We start from the raw sequence: 21,466 nt of genomic DNA, 5'->3' as shown, positions 1-21,466 counted from the left end.
TTCATACCTTATTTACACTAGCAAATGTATTGTATAGTAATAAATACATTATGAAAATATAAAGGTATGGAATTTCAAATAGTTACACATTTTCAGCCAGCTGGAGATCAACCACAGGCAATAGACAACTTAGTTGCAGGGTTAAATAGTAATAAAAGAGATCAGGTTTTGCTTGGAGTTACTGGCTCTGGAAAAACCTTCACTATGGCAAATGTTATTGCAAGAACAAACAGGCCTGCATTAATTATGGCACATAATAAAACTTTAGCGGCGCAGCTTTACGAGGAGATGAGAGGATTTTTCCCTCACAATGCTGTTGGATACTTCATTTCTTATTATGATTATTATCAGCCTGAGGCTTATTCGCCACAAACAGACACTTATATTGAAAAAGACTCTTTAATAAATGAAAGAATTGATATGCTACGCTATTCTGCTATATGCTCTCTTTTGGAGCGTAGGGACACGATTGTAGTTGCGAGTGTTTCTTGTATATATGGTCTTGGTTCGCCTGAGAGCTATCTCAGCATGACCTTGACTTTAAGTGCTGGAGATAAGATTCATGTTAATGACTTTCTGAATAATTTAGTTAATCTCCAATATAAACGTTCTGATGTCAGATTTGAGCGAGGATATTTCAGAGTGCGCGGCGATATTATTGATATATTTCCTGCCTATTATGAAAATAAAGCTTGGCGTTTATCATTGTTTGGTGATGAAATAGAGGAAATTTCTGAGATTGATGCCATGAACGGCAATATTATCAGACGCATAGATACAGTCACCATTTTTCCAAATAGCTATTACACTACATCACGTGAGACTCTTTTGCAAGCAGTTCAATTGATTAAAAAAGAACTACATGAACGCCTGGATTATTACTATTCACAGAACAAAATTGTTGAAGCAAAACGCCTTGAGCAGCGTACTAATTTTGATATTGAAATGATGATAGCAACGGGAGTGTGTAAAGGTATTGAAAATTATTCGCGTTATCTTTACGGAATGAAAGCCGGAGATCCACCGCCTACATTGTTTGAGTATTTACCTAAAGATGTAATTTTATTTGTTGATGAAAGCCATGTAACCGTTCCCCAGATAGGTGCAATGTATAGCGGTAATGAAGCACGTAAAAAGAAATTGATAGATTATGGTTTTAGGCTACCTTCTGCTTTTGATAACCGTCCATTAAAATTGGAAGAGTGGGAGGCAATACGGCCACAGACTATTTACGTTTCGGCTACTCCAGGAAAATATGAATTAGAAAAGACTAATCACGCATTTATAGAGCAAGTTATCCGCCCAACAGGACTGACAGATCCCATCTGCATCATAAAACCAACAGGGAGTCAGGTTGATGATGTGATTCATGAGGCACAAGTGACGATAAAAAAAGGGTTTTGTATTCTAATTACCACATTGACAAAAAAAATGGCTGAAAAACTAGCTGAGCATATGAGTGAGCTCAGTATGAAAGTAACTTACCTACATTCAGATATTGGTGCACTGGAAAGAATTGAAATTATATGCAAATTAAGATCTAAAGAAATAGATGTTCTTGTTGGCGTTAACTTGTTGCGGGAAGGTCTTGATATTCCCGAGTGTGGATTGGTTGCAATTTTAGATGCTGACAAAGAAGGGTTTTTACGATCAGAGACTTCGCTCATTCAAACGATAGGTCGTGCTGCACGAAATGTTGAAGGCAGAGTAATTTTATATGCAGACAAAATTACTAATTCTATGGATCGTGCACTGAAAGAAACTGAAAGGAGAAGAAAGAAACAGACAGAGCATAATACACTGCATAATATTGTACCAAAAACTATAATAAAGCCTATATCAAATACTTTACGGGAAAAAGTGGTGATTGAGGATTTTAGTCAGAATGATCTAAGCAGTTTGAAAAAACAAATGTTGAAGCATGCTGAAAATTTAGAGTTTGAAGAGGCAGCAAAAATAAAAAGTATTATTGAAAGGTTTAATAATAGATCCACTGCATAATTAGAAAAAAGATGAATAATTAATAGCTAAACTGACTTTGATTTATCAACAATTTGAAAAAACATCATCTAAGTGGCAGAAAAATGAGCCAGTTCATGATAATTTCAAATTTTCACCTTTTATCTTATAGGTAATGATTGTTGAACTTATTTCTTTCTTGAGATTATGTACAGACTCTAACAAATTAAATCTCACAACAAATTTGTTGTTTCATAGCTTTTATATCATACTATAATTGCAACTGTTTTAACAATAATCAGAGCCTAAAAGAGGTTTATTATCAATGGACTATTTATAAAAAATCTTATGGAAAATAAAGCTTGGTTCATTTGGCTAATCAGTAACTTGATTGTTGTATTCAGCAATATGCAGATAATCTACACCTTTATAAGCGTGAATCTTGAAAAAGAACTTGGGCTCACAATCGCGCAAGTTGCACTAGCTAATTCAGCATATACTTGGACTTTTGCTATCTCACAATTTTTTAGTGGGGCAATGTTTAATGTTTTTTCCAGCAAAAAAATTTATTTTTTCTCATTGTCAATCATGCTCTTTGGTTTTTTTGTCCTTATCAAGAGTGACAATTTTGCCCATTTAATTTTATCTCAATTTTTGATCGCAATTGGAGCATCGTTTGGTTTTATTGGCGCTGCTCATGTAAGTAGCACATATTTTCCCCTTACTCAATTTGGACTGATGTTCTCACTAGTGCAGACAATTTCAAGTCTTTCTGCTTTGATGATTCAAATGTGCTTCTCTAGCTTGCTTGCCGAAGGTGCAGATTGGAAAAATCTTATTGTATGCGTAATATTATTTGGCGTATCGATATTTGTACTTATGTTTTTTTATCCGAAAGGACTTTCAAAAAAAAATTTGGGGGAATACACAATAAAGAGCTCTATAAAAACAGTAATATGTTCTGTACTAACAGTGCTAAAATTAAGAGATATCTGGATAACCTCAATAGTGGGTGCTATTACTTTTGGAACATTTTTAGCGCTTAATATGCTGTGGGCACCAAGGTTACTAAGCAACTTAGAACTCAATACAATGGAGTTAGGTGTGGCAACTGCAATATTGTGGCTTGGTCTTGCAGTTGGTGCTCCAATTGCAGATCTAATCTCAAATCTATTTAAAAATAGAAGGCACGTAATCTCTGCTTTTGCCACATTGCAAAGTATTTCAGCTATTATTTTACTATGCGGTAATTTAACAGTTCATATTATATACTTTTGTATGTTAATGTTTGGTTTTTTTGCAGGAGGACATATGCTTAATTTTACTGTTGGTAGTGAGATTGTTGAGCAGAAGTATATTAGCACATCATCATCCATTATCAATGGATTTATGTTTGTTATGAGTGGAATTTTAGTGTCAATTTTAGCACTTTTTTCAGATCATCAAATGGCGCTTTTCACAATATTTGCAATGTTAACATTTGCTAGTATTTTTAATTACGCTACAAAAGAAACATACTATAAAAATATAGTAGCTGAATCTTGAGTCGATTGTTATATTATATTAACATACTGTAATAAATTATGACAACAAAAGACACAACAGTAACTAAGGCAACAATAGCTGAATGTATAAACCAGGAAATTGGATTATCGAAAGAAGACTCTATTGCAATAATAGATGATATATTGGATGAGATAAAAACGAGCTTAGCAAAGGATGGAATAGTAAAAATATCTTCATTTGGAACATTTTTGGTTAAAAACAAGAAAGAAAGACCAGGAAATATACCAAAGACATCGGAAAGGGTAGTAATTAAAGCGAGAAAATCAATTTCTTTTAGACCTTCAAAAATGATGAAGAAATTAATAAACAACCGATGAATAAGGAAAAATTATTTTACACAATTGGAGAAGTAGCTGAAGAACTACATTTGGAGCAGCATGTTTTAAGATTCTGGGAAAGTCAATTCCATCAAATTAAACCCATAAAACGGAAGGGAAGAAGACTATATGATCATAAGTGTATAGAGGCAATAAAGAAAATAAAATATATGCTATATGACAAAGGATATACAATAAAAGGAGTACAAAAGGAATTTGGTAACGATGTAAGAATTGATCATTATTCAAGAAATTTGTTGCAAGAACTTACCGATTTAAGAGACTATTTGACTGATAAAATAAATGAAGAAAGTAATAAATAGACGAAAAACACTATAAAGTTTTGTGAAAGTTGATATATCTAGAGATAAGTGTATGTGTCGTATAGCCTTGTTCTTTATATTATCAGCAATACTGATAAGCTGTGGCCTGCAAAAACCTGCACCTGTACTACTTAAAGGCGAAGAATTTTATGGGAAAAGAGACCTAGAGTACACAAGGGAGTATCATTTGATTAAAGAAAATGTTGATTCTTCGCTGCGAAAAGAAAGTAGAAAAGCCTTTGTAGATAAGGTATATAACAATAATGCACAAAGCATGTGTAAATTTGTAATACCGGTTAAAGGTGCAGTTACCTCTTCTGATAAAATATGTCAAGATGGCATAAAAATTACTGCTCAAAGTGGAACAAAGGTTATTGCTTCTGCACCTGGCAAAGTAATATACGTAGGCAAAGGCCTGAGGTGGTACGGAAATTTAATTATAGTGGAACATAAAGATAATTACATGACTATGTACTCCTATTTAAAAAACATACAAGTTGAAATTGGTGATAAAGTAAAACAAGGTCAAGTAATTGGATCTGCAGGTAAATCAAGCACACAAGATAAAGATCCGCAGATGTGTTTCACAATAAGGCATAATGGTCAAGCAGTCGATCCTTTAGTACATATAAACTGTGATTGAATTTATGAAATATGATTTTAAAAACGTTGAAAAATTCTACCAAAATAAGTGGGATTTTTCTGTAAGCAAAGATAGTAAAAAGAAGAAATGTTACGTGTTGGAAATGTTTCCATATCCATCTGGTAAGATTCATATGGGGCACCTGCGTAACTATGCAATAGGAGATGTTATAGCACGTTACAAGAGAGCTCATGGATTTGAGGTTTTGCACCCAATTGGCTGGGATGCGTTTGGATTACCAGCTGAAAATGCAGCAAGGGACAATAATATTAACCCTGCAGCGTGGACAAAAGAGAATATAGACAATATGCGTGCACAGCTAAAATCTATAGGTCTTTCCTACAATTGGAATCACGAGCTTTCCACATGTGAGCCTGATTATTACAAACACGAACAGAAATTTTTTCTGGATTTTTTAAAGCATGGTCTTGCCTATCGAAAAGAGTCGTGGGTTAATTGGGATCCAGTGGACCAAACAGTGCTTGCAAATGAGCAAGTGGTTGATGGAAAAGGATGGCGATCAGGTGCAGTTGTTGAAAAACGTAAGTTATTCCAATGGTTTTTAAAGATTACTGATTTTGCTGAAGATTTGCTTCATTGTCTGCAAAGTTTAAAAAATTGGCCAGAAAAAGTCAAAACTATGCAAGAGTGCTGGATAGGAAAATCTGAAGGTGTAATTATAGAATTTGAAATAGTTAGCCTGAATAAGAAATTAAAGATTTTTACAACTTCTCCTCATACTTTATTTGGAGCTTCTTTTCTTGCAATAGCAGCAGAGCATCCTATTGTGCAGGATATCATACTTCCAAATGCTCCTGAAGTTTTGTCATCCCAGTGCTTCGACACTGGGATCCAGGAAAAAGATGAGATTCCAGCGTCACGCGCTGGAATGACAATTGATGAAAAAATAGGAATTTACACTGGATTAAACGTAAAACACCCATTTCTTGATAAAGAGTTGCCACTTTATGTAGCGAATTTTGTGTTGATGGAGTATGGAGAAGGTGCGATTTTTGGTTGCCCTGCACATGATCAGCGTGATTTTGAATTTGCACAGAAGTATGGTTTACCGATTATTCCTGTAGTTTGTGAAGAGACCACAGAGATCTTAAAAGAACCGTACTTCGGTGATGGAGTGATGTTCAATTCTGAATTCTTAAACGGACTAATGATTAATGAGGCAAAAAAAGTAATCATAAAAAAACTTGAAGAAAAAGGAATAGGTAAGAAAACAATAAACTATCGTCTACACGATTGGGGAATTTCAAGGCAACGTTATTGGGGATGTCCTATACCTATTATACATTGTAAAGATTGTGGAATTGTTCCAGTTCCAGAAAAAGACCTCCCTGTTGTTCTACCAACGGATGTAGAATTTACAAGTGGTGGTAATCCCCTGGATAAGCACCCAACCTGGAAATTTGTTGATTGTCCAAAGTGCGGAAAGCAAGCAGAACGTGAAACTGATACATTTGACACTTTTTTTGAATCTTCTTGGTATTTTGCTGCATTTTGCAGTGAAAATAAATCGATTAATAAAGATACTTGTAATCGTTTTATGCCTGTTGATTATTACATAGGTGGAATAGAACATGCAATTCTACATTTGCTTTACTCAAGGTTTTTCTGCCGTGCTTTAACTAAATGTGGCTATTTTGACGTTAAAGAGCCTTTCTCTACTTTAATCACTCAAGGAATGGTCTGCCATATAACTTATAAAGATGAGAATGGCAAATGGCTCTTTCCCGAAAAAGCAAAAGAGTTGATTGCGAAGGGTGCTAAGATCCAAGTTGGAAAAGTCGAAAAGATGAGTAAGTCAAAGAAGAATACAGTTGACCCAAACTTTATCATAGAAAAATACGGTGCTGATACTGCTCGTTTGTTTGTATTATCCGATACCCCCCCAGAAAAAGATATGGAATGGTCTGATGATGGCGTGGAAGGTTGTTTTCGCTACATAAATAAATTGTGGCGTATGGTAGTGCAACTTAGGCCCGTAAACATACACTATGACAATGAAAACATTGTAGGTAAACTCCTAGAGTACAGAAAAAAAATCCATAAACTATTGCAAGGGCTTACAGATAACTTGGAAAACTGCAGATTAAACTGTGTGGTAGCAAAGTTTCGTGAAATGACAAATTTAATAGCTGAAATAGACGTAAAAACTGGAAAATCTCTTATTGATGAAGGTATATGCATACTAATCAGAGTAATTGAGCCATTCATGCCACACCTGGCTGAAAATTTATGGCAAAAAATAGGAGGCGAAGGTATGCTATATCTAAAGCCTTGGCCACAAGCTGATGAATCACTACTAATTGATAATATGGTAACTGTGGCAGTACAGATTAATGGAAAGTTGCGTGCGACTATCAAAGTAGAAACTGATTTACCTCAAGAAGAATTGAAGAAAATAGCAACAGGTTCTGTATCTAACAAAATCGATCAAAGCAAAATTCGCACTATATATGCTGTACCAAATAAGGTAGTAAACATAGTTATATAAAAATTTTGAGTAGCATGTCCCTAATTTCGTAGGTATACTTTTTTTGATATGAGGTTATATCTTTTTTAATATAAAGGATATATACTTGTGCATTATATATTTTTTGTATGGGTAGTTATATGAAAATAAAAGGATTGTGTGTTTTAGCTGTTTTGCTCACTTCATCTCTAGCAGGTGCAGCTAGTAATAAAGCAGCTAGTAATAGTGCAAAAGAGCAGTACTACGCAGGTTTAAACTTTGGTGGTGGATGGGGCACTGGATTAAAAATAAAACCTGGCTTAGTTTTTGGTTATAATTATGATAAAAGCTCTAAGTTTGAACTTGAGATTCTCACCGACGTAAGTGATATGTTTGGTAAGGCAACCAAGAAAATGGGAGCTAGTTTATTAGCACATTACCGTTATTATCCTGACGTTGACATTGATCCTGTGAAACTATATGTCAGTGGAGGTTTAGGAGGACATCTACAAGTATATCCTTTTGACATTGTTGGCACTGAAACACTAGATAAAATACTGGGTGCTATTTCGTACAAACTGAAGGTTGGTGTTGATTATGAAGTTGCTCCACAGATAGTTGGTACAGCTGCTTTAACCGTAGGCGGGCAACTGAGTGGTTTAAAAGCAAAACAAATACCAGATGCGATGCTGGAAGTAGGAGTACGTTATAGTTTTTAATGCTGGATGGCATTGTGTACATGTTTAGGTGTAACCATAAGCAATGCTCAAAACTTGCTGCTAGCATGTTTGAACACTTATTTTAGTATGTTTTAAGGAATGTTACATATGAGTAATATGAAAATGAAAAAATTGTTTGCTATATTGCTTGCTTCATCTTTAGCAAGTACAGCTAGTAGTAGTGCAAGTGAGTTAGAAGATCGGTACGAAGATCAGTACTATGTAGGTTTAAACTTTGGTGCTGGATGGGGTGATATTTTTAAAATGAAACCTAGCGTTGTTTTTGGTTATAATTATGACAAAAATTCTAAGTTTGAACTTGAGGTTCTTGCTAACATAAGTGATATAACTGATAAAGTAAAAAGAAAAGTAGGAACTAGTTTGTTGGCAAATTACCGTTATTACCCTGATTTTGACATTGATCCCATTAAATTATATGCCAGTATAGGACTGGGTGGATATATCCAAGTATTGCCTTCTTTTGGCTTCGGTGGCAGTAGTACAGGTGAAACTACAGGCAAAAATGTTGCAGATAGCGGTGATTCAGGTAACATTGTGGATAGAGATGGTACAAAAAACGATAATAAAAGGGAAGAGGAAGAAAAGAGTCAAGAAGCTCCAGCTCTACTAGCTGTTGAAGCAAGCGAACTAAAGACTGACTCATCTTTAGTAGACAAAATACTGAGTTCTATTTCCTATAAACTGAAGGTCGGTGTTGATTGTGAAATTACTCAGCAGATAGTTGCTACAGTTGCTATTGCTGCAAGTGGGCAACTAAGTGCCTTCAAGCCACCAGTACAAATACCAGATGCAATCATAGAAGTAGGCATACGTTATAATTTTTAATGTTCTAAATTGCATATTTCTTGTAGTGAATAAGATAATCCTGCAAAGAGGTTTGCTATTTGGATAAAAATTCGATGTTATTATCTAGAGACGGGTATCTATTTTTCTTATGCCCTCAATTAATGAAATCAGAAGCATCAACTCCCCGCTGCAAGCAAGCAGCAATTACAGTGTTCATCATAAGAAATGCTATTGTCATTGGGCCAACACCCCCGGGTACTGGAGTAATAGCCTTGACTTTTTCTTTTACTCCCTCAAAGTCAACATCACCCACAAGCTTACTTTGATTTCCCAAGTTAACGCTATTTATGCCAACATCGATCACTATTGCACCTTTTTTTATCCAATCTGCTTGAACAAAATTTGGCTTTCCAACTGCTGCAACTACTATATCCGCTTTAGAGCAATAATCAGCTAAATCCCTACTTTGTGAATGCAAGATGGTAACAGTGCAATTTTCTTGCAACAATAGGTGAAACATTGGCTTACCCACAATATTTGATCTGCCAATGATTACCACATTTTTACCGGACAGATTATTTTCAACTGACTGAATTAAATGCAAAGAACCTTTGGGAGTACAAGGTATCAGACAATTTTTTTCACCTTTAACTAACCTGCCAACATTCTCATCATGAAAGCCATCTACATCTTTTTCAACACTTACTGTATTAATTATTCTGCTTGCACTGATGTGCTTTGGTAAAGGTAACTGAACTAAAATTCCATGCACAGATGAATCTTCATTTAATGTATTAACTTTTTCAATCAATTCATCTTCTGAGATACTATCAGGCAAAACAATAGTTTCAGAACTTATGCCTATTGATTCTGCTTTTCTTTGTTTATTACGAACGTAGACCTGACTTGCTGGATTGCTACCCACAAGAATTACTTTAAGACAAGGAAAAACATTATACTCTTTCTTTAAAATATCAATTTTTTTTGATAGCTCCTCACAGAGATCATTTGCTATTTTTTTACCGTTAATAATAATTGACATTTCCTTGCCACTCCTTGAAGTCAGGTAATGCGATATCAAATAAATTCAATACTTTACCAACAGCATGATTTACAATATCATCCAAAGATTTTGGTTTAATATAAAAAGCAGGCATCGGCGGAGCAATAATTGCTCCCATCTCCGTTAGTTTTAACATATTTCGGAGATGTCCAAGATGTAGTGGAGATTCTCGCACCATAAGAACTAATTTTCTTCTTTCTTTTAGAGTTACATCTGCAGCCCTTGTTAATAGATTGGAAGTCACCCCCGATGCTATTTCAGACATTGTTTTCATAGAACATGGAGCAATAACCATACCTGAGGTTTTAAATGAGCCGCTTGCTATTTTTTCTCCTATTTTTTCTTCAGAATAGTAAAAATCTGCAAGCGATATAATATCTTCAAGTTTTTCTTTAATCTCATGAGCTATAGTTATTTTTCCAGCACTGCTGATCACTAAATGAGTTTCATGATTGGTATTTTTTAGTGCCTCTAGAATCCGTACACCGTAAATAGAACCAGATGCTCCACTTATTCCAATTACAATCCTACTATTCACCTTCGTAATTCATTCCCAATGCACGTTTGTAGGTATAAAGTAATATTTCCTGTTCCTCCCTGTCATCATCATCCATCTTTCTTAGCCTAATAATCTGTTTCATCACTTTTATATCCCAACCTTCATCTGCAGCTTTTGCATATACATCACGAATGTGATCTTGCACATCCCTCTTTTCTTGTTCAAGTTTTTCGATTCTCTCTATATAGCTCTTCAAATCTTCAGCCGTTATTTTTACTGTATCTTCCATAGAACCCAACTAATTAATTGCTACTACAGTATTATCAGTTTTTACTTGTACTTCAATCATAGTAATAATATTTTTATCTTTTTTTAAAATCTTAAAGTAAAAACCGTACATGGAAAACTCTTCATTTTCTTCAGGAATGCGCTCTATCTCGTTTACAATCACACCTGCTAGAGTTGTAGCTTCTTCATCAGGAAGATCCCAATGTAACTGTCTATTAATATCCCTAATAGTAGATTTTCCTTCTATGTGATACATATTATCGGATATCTTTTTTATAAAATTCTCTGTGATCAAATCATGTTCATCTGAAATTTCTCCAACTATTTCTTCCAGTATATCCTCAAGAGTTACGATTCCCTGTAGTGCTCCATACTCATCAATAACAAATGCAAGGTGTTTCCTGTTTTTACGGAAGTTGTGAAGTTGTACACTGAGTGGCGTACTTTCTGGTATAAACCAAGGCTTTGACATAACTTTGGCAATCTCTATTTTATTATCCTTTTCACGCAAGGCATTTATTAGATTTTTCACGTGAACCACTCCAACAATATTATCTGGTTCTTTTTGCCATAAAGGTACTCTGCTATGGCTACTGGTTAAAATCTCTCTTATTAACTCTTCTTTGTTTCGATCTATATCAAGAGAAAATAAGTTTCTCCTGTGGGTCATAATTTGTGATATTTCTGTCTCAGCCAAATCAAGTATACTATTTAGCATATCTAAATCCTGTTGTAACATAGTGCCCTCACTGCGGTGAAGAGTAATCATATTACGCATTGCATCTGCTGCAGATATTACCTCCCTATTCTTATGAAGCCCACATAACTTCAGAATGATATTGACAATAAACTGAATGCCTAATGTCAATGGAGAAAGAACCTTGACAAAAAACAGCATAAAATAAGCAGAAAGTAATGTAAATTTTTCAGGATTTTGCATGGCGTAAGTTTTTGGTAAAACTTCACAAAATAGCAAAATACAAAACGTCATCATGAATGTTGAAAGAAATATGCCCTCACTCCCAAAAGAATTTATAAATATTACTGTAAATAAAGCAGAGCAAGTAATGTTAATAATTGTATTACACAGTAATATTGTTCCTATTGTTAATTCTTTTTTACCTAACAAAAGCTCTATTATCTTGGCTTTTTTGTTACCTTCTAGCTTTAGTTTATTCACTCGGGATCGGCTAATTGAGGTTAACCCTATTTCTGCTCCTGAGAACAAAAACGATAAAATCAATAAGAAAAAAATTGCTGACAATACTGAAATCAATAACCAATCCATTAAAGTATGATGTTATTGCGATATAGAAACAGAGTTGATTTTATATGTTGTAAGAAGCATTTGCAAGTCTATATATCTTTAATATAAAAAAATAAATCATGAAATATATCACACACTGCATTCACATGCATATTCTCAACAACAAGTGGAGGAGTTATTCTTATTACCCTATTATTTAAAATATTAGTCATTATTAAGCCTTTGTCAAGAGATTGTTTAACAATTTTATCAGCCAAAGGTACTCTAAGCTCTATCCCTATCAATAAACCCTCCCCACGAACTTCTGAAACGATCTTCGGAAATTCTTCAGTCAAAGGCAACAACTTTTCTTTTAGATATTTACTGACCTTCTTAACATGGTCAAAAAAGCCTTCCTTTAACATTACATCGAGTACTGCATTACCAACAGTCATGGCAAGTGGATTACCTCCATAAGTTGACCCATGAGTTCCTGGAGTGATTGCTTCTGCTATATAATCTTTTACTAAACATGCAGCCAGAGGAAATCCATTACCCATAGCCTTCGCACAAGTGAGCATATCAGGTTCAACTCCTATATTTTGATAGTAAAATAGAGAGCCAATCCGTCCATATCCGCATTGCACTTCATCAAAGCATAAAATTATTCCTTGAGCTTTTGTTATCTCTCTTACTTTTTTAAGATACTCTACGTCCAATGGATGTACTCCGCCTTCACTTTGTATGGGCTCTAAAAATATGGCAGCTGTTTCGCTATTGATTTTCTTTTCTAATGCTTCAATGTTATTTCGTGGAACTTTATCAAAACCAGAAAGGAGTGGAGCAAAACCTTCGCGTGATTTTTCATTTCCCCCAGCTGAAATTGCAGCAATACTGCGGCCATGAAAACCTCCTTCAATTGTAATGATGTGACTGCGCTTTTCTTGTCCATTTAAGTAGAAATAGCGGCGAATAAATTTAATTGCAGCTTCTGTTGCTTCAAGTCCACTTGAGCAGAAAAAAACTTTATCGGCAAAGGTAAGTTCTGTTAAACACTGAGCAAGCCTTTCCTGCTGAGGAATAGTAAAAATATTAGAGCAGTGCCATAATGAATCCAGTTGCTCCTTCAGTTTATCTGTAATGTATGGATGACAATGCCCTAGAGAGGTTGTAGAAATTCCTGCAGCAAAGTCTAAATATTTTTTACCATCCTTATCGAAGAGATATACTCCTTCTCCTCTAACTATAGAAGCTTCAGATCTATTATAAGCGTTAACAACATGATCCATTTTAAATATTATCTATACTGTGCATGAAAAAGCTTTCCCTTAATATTGCTTAAACTAAAAATTGGGCTAATATTATACAGTTCAACATAAAATTCAGAAATTTAATATGTAAAAAAGTAAAACTACACCAATTCACATTCAGCAAAAAAGAAAGCTATTTCTCTATGAGCATTCTCTAGACTATCAGAACCATGCACTCTATTTTCACTAATATCATCAGCAAAATCACCCCTAATTGTACCTTTATCTGCCTGCTTTGGATCTGTAGCACCCATGATTTGCCTGTATTTACTGACTGCATTTTCACCGATTAAAACTTGAACTATCACAGACCCAGAAGTCATAAATTCCACCAACTCTCCAAAAAAAGGCCTATCCTTATGAATTTCATAAAACAGCTCTGCTTGTTTTTTTGTCAGCATCATCATTCTTTGTGCTATAATTTTTAGTCCAGATTTTTCAATATAAGAATTTATACTGCCTGTAATATTATTTTTTACTGCATCAGGTTTTAATATCGAAAGTGTTCTCTCAATTGCCATATCATTCCCTTATATTAAGATCGTATATTTATAGATTTATTTTATTATAAACTTTGATTTGATAAAAGCAATTTTTCACTTATAGTTAAGAATAAACCATCAAGGAGGTGTTTTATGGGGTGTTGTAATAAAAAAAACAACAAACCAGTCGATCCTAATGTTAAACAATCAATTGAAACTACACTTACTGCTAAAGAATGGGTTAATCAATTCAAGTCATCAATTTTTTGTGGGACAAAAGGATTTTTAACTTTTAATTTGGCATTTTTGAGTTATTTAGAGTATAGCTTACACAATAATACAAAATTAAAAGAAGGCGCTGTTTTTGCAATAAAAAGGAATACTATTCCATTTTTTGAAATGGCTATCATAGTGCCATTTGTTTGTCTTGCATTACCATCTATGATAGGTGGGATGAACCTCATGCATTGTGCGCTTATATGTGCTGCACTGATGGTTGCAACATGTTTTGTTGTGAGAACCTTTTACTTGCGTGAAAAGTTATTGAAAAAAATGACTAATAATGAAAATTATACCGAGGAACAAATAGAGCAGGAATTTAAGAAAGACACTATAAAATTTCCTATCTTTGATAAAAACAGACAACATATTGAATATAATTCTCCTAATCCAGGACAACTAATGAATGAAAGTCCTCCCTCTCTTTTTGTTAAGGTTTTACTTTTCCCCCTTACGATTTTTCTGAAGGCTCTACAAAGCTGCATAATGATATCTTTGGCTGCTGTTGAACTTCTTGAAGCAGTGCCAAGTTTTTGTGTTGATGTGGTTTTCGATAGAGGCTTTGCATCTACACAGAGTAACATGAAGAGATCTGCTCATCTATTGTATGCCAGTGTAAGAAATTTAGTGCCTGTAACTAAACTTGATGAGTGTGTAGCTGATTTTATAGGCAAACCTGAAGAAAGGTGCTGTCAGTGAAGAAGGCAGTAATCTTATTTAACCTAGGCGGACCTGATTCACTAAGTGCGGTCCGTCCTTTCTTATTTAATCTTTTTTACGATAAAAGAATAATAAATCTACCAAATCCTTTTCGCTTCCTTTTAGCAAAGTTTATCTCCAAAAGGCGAGAAAGTACTGCACAAGAAATATACGAGCACATTGGAGGTAAATCGCCAATCTTGGAGAATACAAAAGCACAAGCTGATGCTTTAGAACTAAAATTAAATGAAGATGGAAACCATGTGTATAAGATATTCATCTGCATGCGTTATTGGCATCCATTTGCTGATGAAGTTGTTAAAAGCGTAAAGCAATTCAACCCTGACGAAATCATTCTGTTACCACTATATCCGCAATATTCAACCACCACAACTCTATCATCCATAGAGAATTGGCAAAAAAATGCCAAACTGGAATGTAACACAAAAACAATTCACCATTATTATGACAATGAAGACTTTATTAAAGCTCATGTTAATCTGACGTCTAAATATTATAAATTAGCTAGCAAAATCGGTAAGCCAAGAGTCCTATTCTCGGCTCATAGCTTACCTCTTAGTATCATTAAAAAAGGCGACCCTTACGCTTCACAGATAGAAAAAACAGTAAAATTAATAGTAAAAAAATTGAATATTGAAGATCTTGATTGGGGAATATGTTATCAGAGTAAGGTTGGCCCTGTAAAATGGTTGGAGCCTAGCACTGAAAGTGAGCTATCACGCGCAAAAGACGATAATATACCTGTAGTTTTATCACCTATATCTTTTGTTTCTGAGCATTCTGAAACACTGGTTGAACTTGATATAGAGTATAAAGCAATTATCAAAGACGGATATTACTTTCGCGTACCAACTCTCAGTACTGATCTCTTATTTATCAAGTGCTTGACCGATTTATGTTTAGATCACTCTCAAAGTACTGATTTATAGCACTTTTCTTTTTAGATTTTTATAGTATAATATTAAAAAGTTATTATTTTATTATCTACTTATGCCAAAAGGTAAGCCAAATACATTTATAGAAAGTATACATGATGCTCACAATCATGATATTAGAAAGATGTATTGTATTGCAGTAGGTTTAACAGGCATATTGTGTAAAATTTCATTGCAATTCTGTTGCGAGTTTATTGATAACAACAGATCCAATATTTGTACTATATTAGATATTTCTAAGTTCATAAAACTACCAACATCAATAATATTTGCTCTTCACTTTGGTCTCAATTTAGCTGGATATAAATCTAAAAAACTTCAGAATGGTAAAGGGGGAAATGAACCTGAAAAACCAATACAGGTTGTGGGTAGCTTAGCCTTCTTGGCAAACTGTGTCATAGGAATATTGATGCAGACAAAAATCATTCATTTCTTAGCTAGAAACAACAAGGATGTAATAAGTTATATTAGCTTAACATCAGCAGTTCTATTTCTATTTTCAGAATGCATAAACTGTTATTATACATGGAAGAAGTATCTAGATAATAAGGATTCTGAAAAGTCTGCTAAATATGGCAAAGAAGTTATTTTTAGCACATTCGCTTTGTCATTGGGCTTGTTAAGCTTCATATTAAAAAGAATGGAACTTCCAACCATACCAATAGACTTGGGTGGTGGCATAATCTATAATTTCAACTTAACTGTTACGGTCAGTTTGATACTAAGCATAGCATATCTAGTATCAAACATCGATAAGTTTGTCAATCAACCTAATAATGGTACTGATCCTTCTACTGGACTTGATGACGCTCACCATATTCAGCATAATGGCAGCATTGTAGAAATTAATTATTAGAGATGAAAAGACTTAATTTCTACTGCCAATGCTAGCACTGCTAATTTGCTAACAATATTCCAAAGTGGCAAAGTTTTATTTTCTTGGCTGATGTCATAAAATTCACAGTCAGTGGAATTCAAGCTAGAATATACATCTTTCCTGCTATTACATCGGTATAAGTAACATGTTGGAGTATCTCCTATATAGTATATTAGCGGTTCTGCAGAACTACTTTTAAATATGTCAATAGTTGGTACACCTTCTTGTATAATAACACTATTGATTGCTATTCCTTCTTTTATCTTTTTCATTTTATGACGCTTTTTTTTATTGAGATTTAATATTTCCTTTCCACTTGTTGCTGTTATAATGCCCATTCCATATGTGCCATTGCTTGCTTTGATAAAAACGTAAGGTTGTGTTTTTATTTCATATGCCTCATATTTTTTTTGCACTAGAGATAATATTTGGTCAACTTTAGTCGCTACTGCTCCTAGTGATGAATCATCATTAAAGTCAACTCCATTACAGCTTTCTGTAAGCACAGAAATAAGCCATGGGTCCATTTTAAATTCGCCACAAAATTCGGACACTAATTTTTGATAGATTTCAAAATATTGAAATTTCTGCCTACTGTGCCAGCCATATAATGGACTTGGCACTATCTCTTGTTTTACGTTTTCTAACGTGTCTGGAATGTGGCTCGTCATATCACGATTCAGTATAATAATATCAGGCACAAATCCTGAAGTTGTCTTCAGCAAAGAGTTTTCTTTCACAACAGTTTCATACTGTTCTATTAAATTGTACGTTTCATTATGAAAGAGGCCAATTCTAGTTTCAAAACCTGCGAGTTGCAGTACCTTTTCTATAGCAAATACATTTTCTATATACATTTTATTTCGTGTGTAATTCTCCGGTATTATAAGGGCCTTTTTATATTGTTTTGTTTCGAAGTAGCTTTTTATCAATTTTGCTGCTATCGCTTTTGATACTTCACTTAGGTTATTAAACCCTGCAGGAAATAAATTGGCGTCTACTGGAGCAATTTTGTAGCCTGAATTCCTAAGATCTATGGAGCTATAAAATGGTAATGTAAAACCATTAAATTTTGTTTTGAACCAATTATTTATATCTTTTTCCAGATTTGGATGAATTATGTTTTGCATCTACACTTTAAATGTTATAAGAAAAGTACTATATTATAAGTTATAATCTTAATATAATATAACGAATTAAAATAACAAAAAAATGATTCATCATGACAGCAGTAAAATGTATGGTACTACTATACTGTCAATTAGAAGAGACAAAAATGTAGTAGTAATAGGTGATGGGCAAGTCTCGCTAGGCCATACCGTTATAAAATCTGGAGCAAAAAAAGTTAGGCGTCTTTCTGGTGATTCCGTAATTGCCGGTTTTGCTGGAGCAACAGCTGATGCATTTACTCTCTTCGAAAGGCTAGAATCTAAACTTGATAAGCACCCAGGACAGTTAATGAGGGCATGTGTTGAACTTGCAAAAGACTGGAGAATGGATAAATATCTAAGAAAATTAGAAGCTATGATGATCGTGGCAGACAAGTCCATTTCATTGGTCATTACAGGAACGGGTGATGTTCTTGAACCTGAAGATGGCATTGCAGCCATTGGCTCTGGAGGAAATTTTGCTTTATCTGCAGCAAAAGCTTTGATTGACGTTGAAGGAATATCAATAGAGGAGATTGCAAAAAAGGCTATGAAGATAGCTGCCGATATATGTGTTTATACAAACCATAATCTAATTATCGAAAAAATAGAGGAGTAATATGTCAAGAACTTTGTGTGCCAATTTTTCTAGTCAATCTGTAGTAGGTCAATTTGATAATAATGATGACTATAATGAGAAAAATAGCCTCTATGAAAATGAAGGTACAGGAAGTAGCAGCATTCAAAGCTCACAAGCTTTATTAGATGATCTACCACCACAGAAGATAGTTAAAGAATTAGACAGATTTATAATCGGGCAGAATGATGCAAAGCGCGCTGTTGCTATTGCACTCAGAAATCGTTGGCGTCGAAATAAAGTCCCACTTCCACTACGTGAAGAGATTATACCTAAGAATATACTCATGATAGGCCATACGGGAGTTGGTAAAACTGAAATAGCTCGCCGTTTAGCAAAGCTTGCTGGTGCACCTTTTATAAAAGTTGAAGCAACGAAATTTACTGAAATAGGATATGTTGGACGTGATGTTGACTCGATAATACGTGATTTAGTTGACGCAGCAATAGTTTTAGTTAAGGAAAAAGCACGTAAAGCCTTAACTAAAAAAGCTTTAGGTTTGGCTGAAAAGATAATAGTCAACTCCATGGTTGGTGAAGATGCAACCGAGGAAAGCAAAAAAGTTTTCAGAGAAAGACTGAGAAATAAGGAATTTGAAGATGGAGAAGTTTCTATTAACGTCAGGGAGAGCAAAGGTATGTTACCCACTTTTGATATACCTGGCATGCCAGGTGGGCAAATTGGTGTGATGAACGTAACAGAAATCGTGGGCAAGATGTTTAATGGGAGCAAAAAAACAAAAACTATTACAGTTAAAGTGAAAGAAGCACGTGAAATATTGATTAATGAAGAAAGCGAAAGGTTAATGGATGAAGACAAGATAATCAAAGAAGCGATTGATCTTGTTAGCAATGAAGGCATAGTGTTTTTAGATGAAATAGATAAAATTGCAGCACGTACAGAAATAAAAGGTGAAGTCAACAGAGAAGGAGTGCAGCGCGATCTGTTACCATTACTTGAGGGAACAACTGTTTCAACTAAGTATGGCCCCGTAAAAACAGACTATATATTATTTATTGCATCTGGTGCTTTTCATTTATCTAAGCCATCTGATCTTTTACCAGAATTACAGGGTAGATTGCCAATTAGAGTGGAACTTAAGGCGCTTACTCAAGAGGATCTAATAAAAATATTAAAGGAACCAGAATCTAGTTTGTTAAAACAGTATATAGCGTTAATGAAAACGGAAAATGTAACACTTGAGTTTACTGATGATGGTATAGAGACTATAGCTGAAATAGCATTTACAGTTAATAGAGAAGTGGAAAATATAGGTGCAAGAAGACTTCATACTGTCATGGAGAAGCTTTTGGATGAAATAAGTTTTATCGCTTCTGAAAAAAATAGTGAAAAATTTGTTATAGATAGCAAATATGTAAGAGATAAACTAGAGTCAATTTCAAAGCAGCTTGATTTATCTAAATTTATACTTTAGAGGAAGCCTACTTTAAGTAATATAGAGCATTCAAGAGGTTTTATTTTTTCTTACTTCGTAATTCTTTAAGCTATTTTTCAATAGTAGAATTCAAGCTTAAATCAATTATTGCAATATCACAATCTATGCCTTTTGTTAACACATCAGTTAAAAGATCAGGTGGAGAAAGAACTGTTCTTTTATTACCAGCTCTCATTCCCACAACTCCAAGTTCTATAGCAAGTGGTATTTTTTTGTCACCAACCTTAAACTGCACTATTTGATCTTTGATTATATACTCACCATTATGTCTCTTTATGCTATATTGAACTGATATCTCATCGCCACATTTTACTCGTTTTCCAGTTTTGTTAATTAAGTCATTAAAAATCATTAGGTTATTTATTGAATCAGGATATTTATCTTTTACTTCAATCAGTTTGATGTAATAAGAGTTAAAACTCATTTTGTTGTCATCAGCGGCAATAGTAACTACACGCTCTCCACCTTCTTTCATACCTATTACCCCTAAACTCACTTCTTTTAAGTAATCCTGACCTATTTTCAAATTGACATCAGTCGGAAGTAGCGTTGCTAGGTTGTTGGAGACTTTGTACATTTGTAGCAGAACTTCTTGGCCACAGAAAACTTTACTGCCACTACCTTCAGTAATTTCATAAAAGTTTATCATCTCTTCTTCTTTTTGCTGTGTTATTTCTTCTAAATATTCTGCTAACCCATGCTTTTCAATATAACGATCAAGAGCTGATTCAAGTATCGGCCTGACCAAATAACTTGCTATCATCTGTGTCAAACCACCATGTGTAGCATTTATTTCGTAAAGCTTTTCCCTTTTCTCTGGTTTATCTTTGTTTATATAAACAATCGTAATTATAAAAGCAGAAGCTAAAGTGAGAATCATTACTACAGAGATAAACATTTGTAATATAATTTTTCTAACCATCTTTTTTTACTTGATTCAATAAATCATATAAGTCATTAGTATTCCCTGAAAGCATACTTAAATTATCTGAGGCCTGTTTAAAGAGACTATCTATATAGTTTTCCATTTCATTTTTTCCAAGCACGGACATTAAATTGTTTGTTTTATCTTGCTCATAATCTTCGATATCATCCTTGGCTTGAAAAATAAGCCCTAGATTTATTCCATAGTTATATAATGCTTCCCGCTCCTTGTCTGTAGCGCCTCCTATTATAGCCCCTATTTCACATGAAGCTGCAAATAGTTTTGCAGTTTTCATCAAATGAATTTCTTTTATTTTGTCAAAATCTGCACCTATATCTAAAATCTGCCCTCCCACCATTCCCTTCATTCCTATTGCTTGAGAGAGCACTTTTATGATCTCACAATTTAACAAAGATAATACCTCAAAAGCCAGGGTAAGTAATGCATCTCCGGCCAGTACTGCTGTTGCTTCACCAAATTTTTTGTGGCAGCTTGGCTGGCCTCTGCGGGTGTCACTGTTATCCATACATGGCAGATCATCGTGAATTAGGGAGTAAGCATGAATAAATTCAATTGCTGCTGCTGCTGTTATTGCTTTTTCAACCTTTATGTTGAATATCGACGAAGATGCTATAACTAAAAAAGAACGTATATGTTTTGCAGGAGCAAGAAGCACATAACGCATAGCTGATATAAGTCTATTCTCGCTATTTTCAGGTAAGAGCTTATTCACTTCTACAACAAGCAAATTTTTTGTTGTTTCGTCTAGCATTTTTAAATTTATTAACTATCGAGTGCTA

22 protein-coding genes are annotated in these 21,466 nt (G+C 34.3%); 13 read left to right on the top strand and 9 right to left on the bottom strand.

From position 1 onward, the window contains the following. The first annotated feature begins 66 nt into the window (after window positions 1–66). From uvrB to OOL01_RS00290, 8 genes are all read left to right on the top strand, one after another. Window positions 67–2,001, top strand: coding sequence for an excinuclease ABC subunit UvrB (gene uvrB, locus OOL01_RS00325; RefSeq protein WP_264686852.1), 1,935 nt, complete (start codon window positions 67–69; stop codon window positions 1,999–2,001). A gap of 306 nt (window positions 2,002–2,307) precedes the next feature. Further along, on the top strand, window positions 2,308–3,504 hold the full coding sequence (locus OOL01_RS00320) for an MFS transporter (RefSeq protein WP_264686851.1): 1,197 nt from the start codon (window positions 2,308–2,310) through the stop codon (window positions 3,502–3,504). 38 nt (window positions 3,505–3,542) lie between these two features. Then, entirely contained in the window at window positions 3,543–3,842 is a 300-nt protein-coding gene (locus OOL01_RS00315; protein WP_007302154.1) for an integration host factor subunit alpha, read from the top strand. After that, window positions 3,839–4,165, top strand: coding sequence for a MerR family transcriptional regulator (locus OOL01_RS00310; RefSeq protein ID WP_010402982.1), 327 nt, complete (start codon window positions 3,839–3,841; stop codon window positions 4,163–4,165). Before OOL01_RS00315 ends, OOL01_RS00310 begins: the two co-directional genes overlap by 4 nt. Window positions 4,166–4,217: 52 nt before the next feature. Continuing rightward, the gene (locus OOL01_RS00305) at window positions 4,218–4,808 is read left to right on the top strand and encodes a murein hydrolase activator EnvC family protein (protein ID WP_007302156.1); all 591 of its coding nucleotides are present in this window, start codon (window positions 4,218–4,220) and stop codon (window positions 4,806–4,808) included. Between the two features lie 4 nt (window positions 4,809–4,812). After that, the gene (gene leuS, locus OOL01_RS00300; RefSeq protein ID WP_264686850.1) at window positions 4,813–7,317 is read left to right on the top strand and encodes a leucine--tRNA ligase; all 2,505 of its coding nucleotides are present in this window, start codon (window positions 4,813–4,815) and stop codon (window positions 7,315–7,317) included. Window positions 7,318–7,436: 119 nt separating this feature from the next. Beyond that, window positions 7,437–7,994, top strand: coding sequence for a hypothetical protein (locus OOL01_RS00295; RefSeq protein ID WP_264686849.1), 558 nt, complete (start codon window positions 7,437–7,439; stop codon window positions 7,992–7,994). Window positions 7,995–8,111: 117 nt separating this feature from the next. Continuing rightward, a complete protein-coding gene (locus OOL01_RS00290; RefSeq protein WP_264687272.1) occupies window positions 8,112–8,840 on the top strand; it encodes a hypothetical protein in 729 nt (242 codons plus the stop codon). 115 nt (window positions 8,841–8,955) lie between these two features. Here OOL01_RS00290 and folD read toward each other — a convergent pair whose 3' ends face one another. The 6 genes from folD to ndk form a co-directional block, all read right to left on the bottom strand. Beyond that, a complete protein-coding gene (folD, locus tag OOL01_RS00285) occupies window positions 8,956–9,843 on the bottom strand; it encodes a bifunctional methylenetetrahydrofolate dehydrogenase/methenyltetrahydrofolate cyclohydrolase FolD (protein ID WP_064085426.1) in 888 nt (295 codons plus the stop codon). After that, a complete protein-coding gene (locus tag OOL01_RS00280) occupies window positions 9,827–10,402 on the bottom strand; it encodes a UbiX family flavin prenyltransferase (RefSeq protein ID WP_010406412.1) in 576 nt (191 codons plus the stop codon). The genes folD and OOL01_RS00280 overlap by 17 nt, the downstream gene beginning before the upstream one ends. Then, the gene (locus OOL01_RS00275) at window positions 10,395–10,652 is read right to left on the bottom strand and encodes a DUF2312 domain-containing protein (RefSeq protein ID WP_064085427.1); all 258 of its coding nucleotides are present in this window, start codon (window positions 10,650–10,652) and stop codon (window positions 10,395–10,397) included. Before OOL01_RS00275 ends, OOL01_RS00280 begins: the two co-directional genes overlap by 8 nt. Window positions 10,653–10,661: 9 nt before the next feature. Next, window positions 10,662–11,939, bottom strand: coding sequence for an HlyC/CorC family transporter (locus OOL01_RS00270; RefSeq protein ID WP_264686848.1), 1,278 nt, complete (start codon window positions 11,937–11,939; stop codon window positions 10,662–10,664). 68 nt (window positions 11,940–12,007) lie between these two features. Beyond that, window positions 12,008–13,186, bottom strand: a complete 1,179-nt coding sequence (locus tag OOL01_RS00265; protein WP_264686847.1) for an aspartate aminotransferase family protein — start codon at window positions 13,184–13,186, stop codon at window positions 12,008–12,010. A gap of 122 nt (window positions 13,187–13,308) precedes the next feature. Further along, window positions 13,309–13,728, bottom strand: a complete 420-nt coding sequence (gene ndk / locus OOL01_RS00260; protein WP_149168695.1) for a nucleoside-diphosphate kinase — start codon at window positions 13,726–13,728, stop codon at window positions 13,309–13,311. Window positions 13,729–13,842: 114 nt separating this feature from the next. Here ndk and OOL01_RS00255 point away from each other — a divergent pair, with 114 nt between their 5' ends. The 3 genes from OOL01_RS00255 (at window position 13,843) to OOL01_RS00245 (ending at window position 16,479) form a co-directional block, all read left to right on the top strand. Beyond that, window positions 13,843–14,667: a hypothetical protein gene (locus tag OOL01_RS00255; RefSeq protein ID WP_264336351.1), complete on the top strand. Its 825-nt coding sequence runs from the start codon at window positions 13,843–13,845 to the stop codon at window positions 14,665–14,667. Beyond that, window positions 14,664–15,617: a ferrochelatase gene (gene hemH / locus OOL01_RS00250; protein ID WP_264686846.1), complete on the top strand. Its 954-nt coding sequence runs from the start codon at window positions 14,664–14,666 to the stop codon at window positions 15,615–15,617. Before OOL01_RS00255 ends, hemH begins: the two co-directional genes overlap by 4 nt. Before the next feature lie 61 nt (window positions 15,618–15,678). Continuing rightward, window positions 15,679–16,479 carry a hypothetical protein gene (locus OOL01_RS00245; protein WP_006014617.1) on the top strand — a complete coding sequence of 267 codons (801 nt, stop codon included), beginning with the start codon at window positions 15,679–15,681 and terminating at the stop codon, window positions 16,477–16,479. On the opposite strand, the gene gshA is transcribed toward OOL01_RS00245, so the two are convergent. Beyond that, a complete protein-coding gene (gene gshA / locus OOL01_RS00240; protein ID WP_264686845.1) occupies window positions 16,476–17,630 on the bottom strand; it encodes a glutamate--cysteine ligase in 1,155 nt (384 codons plus the stop codon). The genes OOL01_RS00245 and gshA overlap by 4 nt on opposite strands. An 82-nt stretch (window positions 17,631–17,712) precedes the next feature. On the opposite strand from gshA, the gene hslV reads away from it, so the two are divergent. Both hslV and hslU read left to right on the top strand, forming a co-directional pair. Beyond that, window positions 17,713–18,267: an ATP-dependent protease subunit HslV gene (gene hslV, locus OOL01_RS00235; RefSeq protein WP_010406442.1), complete on the top strand. Its 555-nt coding sequence runs from the start codon at window positions 17,713–17,715 to the stop codon at window positions 18,265–18,267. A gap of 1 nt (window position 18,268) precedes the next feature. Then, complete coding sequence (gene hslU, locus OOL01_RS00230) at window positions 18,269–19,720, top strand: ATP-dependent protease ATPase subunit HslU (protein ID WP_010406444.1); 1,452 nt, start codon at window positions 18,269–18,271, stop codon at window positions 19,718–19,720. Window positions 19,721–19,790: 70 nt separating this feature from the next. On the opposite strand, the gene OOL01_RS00225 is transcribed toward hslU, so the two are convergent. Continuing rightward, entirely contained in the window at window positions 19,791–20,663 is an 873-nt protein-coding gene (locus OOL01_RS00225; protein ID WP_264686844.1) for an FKBP-type peptidyl-prolyl cis-trans isomerase, read from the bottom strand. Then, window positions 20,656–21,438 carry a polyprenyl synthetase family protein gene (locus tag OOL01_RS00220; protein ID WP_264686843.1) on the bottom strand — a complete coding sequence of 261 codons (783 nt, stop codon included), beginning with the start codon at window positions 21,436–21,438 and terminating at the stop codon, window positions 20,656–20,658. The genes OOL01_RS00225 and OOL01_RS00220 overlap by 8 nt, the downstream gene beginning before the upstream one ends. Window positions 21,439–21,466 lie beyond the last annotated feature (28 nt).

The sequence above is a fragment of the Wolbachia endosymbiont (group B) of Rhopobota naevana genome, from assembly GCF_947250615.1.
Classification (GTDB): Bacteria; Pseudomonadota; Alphaproteobacteria; order Rickettsiales; family Anaplasmataceae; genus Wolbachia.
Note: the sequence above shows the minus strand (reverse complement) of the source record. Positions and strands in the feature narration are given on the sequence as shown.

What these genes read in the sequence shown, in the direction of transcription:
- OOL01_RS00225 (WP_264686844.1), bottom strand. Translation starts at nt 20,663, where the DNA reads ATGGTTAGAAAAATTATATTACAAATGTTTATCTCTGTAGTAATGATT.
- OOL01_RS00275 (WP_064085427.1), bottom strand. Translation starts at nt 10,652, where the DNA reads ATGGAAGATACAGTAAAAATAACGGCTGAAGATTTGAAGAGCTATATA.
- OOL01_RS00320 (WP_264686851.1), top strand. Translation starts at nt 2,308, where the DNA reads ATGGAAAATAAAGCTTGGTTCATTTGGCTAATCAGTAACTTGATTGTT.
- ndk (WP_149168695.1), bottom strand. Translation starts at nt 13,728, where the DNA reads ATGGCAATTGAGAGAACACTTTCGATATTAAAACCTGATGCAGTAAAA.
- OOL01_RS00265 (WP_264686847.1), bottom strand. Translation starts at nt 13,186, where the DNA reads ATGGATCATGTTGTTAACGCTTATAATAGATCTGAAGCTTCTATAGTT.
- OOL01_RS00220 (WP_264686843.1), bottom strand. Translation starts at nt 21,438, where the DNA reads ATGCTAGACGAAACAACAAAAAATTTGCTTGTTGTAGAAGTGAATAAG.
- OOL01_RS00295 (WP_264686849.1), top strand. Translation starts at nt 7,437, where the DNA reads ATGAAAATAAAAGGATTGTGTGTTTTAGCTGTTTTGCTCACTTCATCT.
- OOL01_RS00255 (WP_264336351.1), top strand. Translation starts at nt 13,843, where the DNA reads ATGGGGTGTTGTAATAAAAAAAACAACAAACCAGTCGATCCTAATGTT.
- OOL01_RS00245 (WP_006014617.1), top strand. Translation starts at nt 15,679, where the DNA reads ATGCCAAAAGGTAAGCCAAATACATTTATAGAAAGTATACATGATGCT.
- OOL01_RS00305 (WP_007302156.1), top strand. Translation starts at nt 4,218, where the DNA reads ATGTGTCGTATAGCCTTGTTCTTTATATTATCAGCAATACTGATAAGC.
- hslV (WP_010406442.1), top strand. Translation starts at nt 17,713, where the DNA reads ATGATTCATCATGACAGCAGTAAAATGTATGGTACTACTATACTGTCA.
- OOL01_RS00310 (WP_010402982.1), top strand. Translation starts at nt 3,839, where the DNA reads ATGAATAAGGAAAAATTATTTTACACAATTGGAGAAGTAGCTGAAGAA.
- leuS (WP_264686850.1), top strand. Translation starts at nt 4,813, where the DNA reads ATGAAATATGATTTTAAAAACGTTGAAAAATTCTACCAAAATAAGTGG.
- OOL01_RS00270 (WP_264686848.1), bottom strand. Translation starts at nt 11,939, where the DNA reads ATGGATTGGTTATTGATTTCAGTATTGTCAGCAATTTTTTTCTTATTG.
- gshA (WP_264686845.1), bottom strand. Translation starts at nt 17,630, where the DNA reads ATGCAAAACATAATTCATCCAAATCTGGAAAAAGATATAAATAATTGG.
- folD (WP_064085426.1), bottom strand. Translation starts at nt 9,843, where the DNA reads ATGTCAATTATTATTAACGGTAAAAAAATAGCAAATGATCTCTGTGAG.
- hslU (WP_010406444.1), top strand. Translation starts at nt 18,269, where the DNA reads ATGTCAAGAACTTTGTGTGCCAATTTTTCTAGTCAATCTGTAGTAGGT.
- OOL01_RS00290 (WP_264687272.1), top strand. Translation starts at nt 8,112, where the DNA reads ATGAAAATGAAAAAATTGTTTGCTATATTGCTTGCTTCATCTTTAGCA.
- uvrB (WP_264686852.1), top strand. Translation starts at nt 67, where the DNA reads ATGGAATTTCAAATAGTTACACATTTTCAGCCAGCTGGAGATCAACCA.
- OOL01_RS00315 (WP_007302154.1), top strand. Translation starts at nt 3,543, where the DNA reads ATGACAACAAAAGACACAACAGTAACTAAGGCAACAATAGCTGAATGT.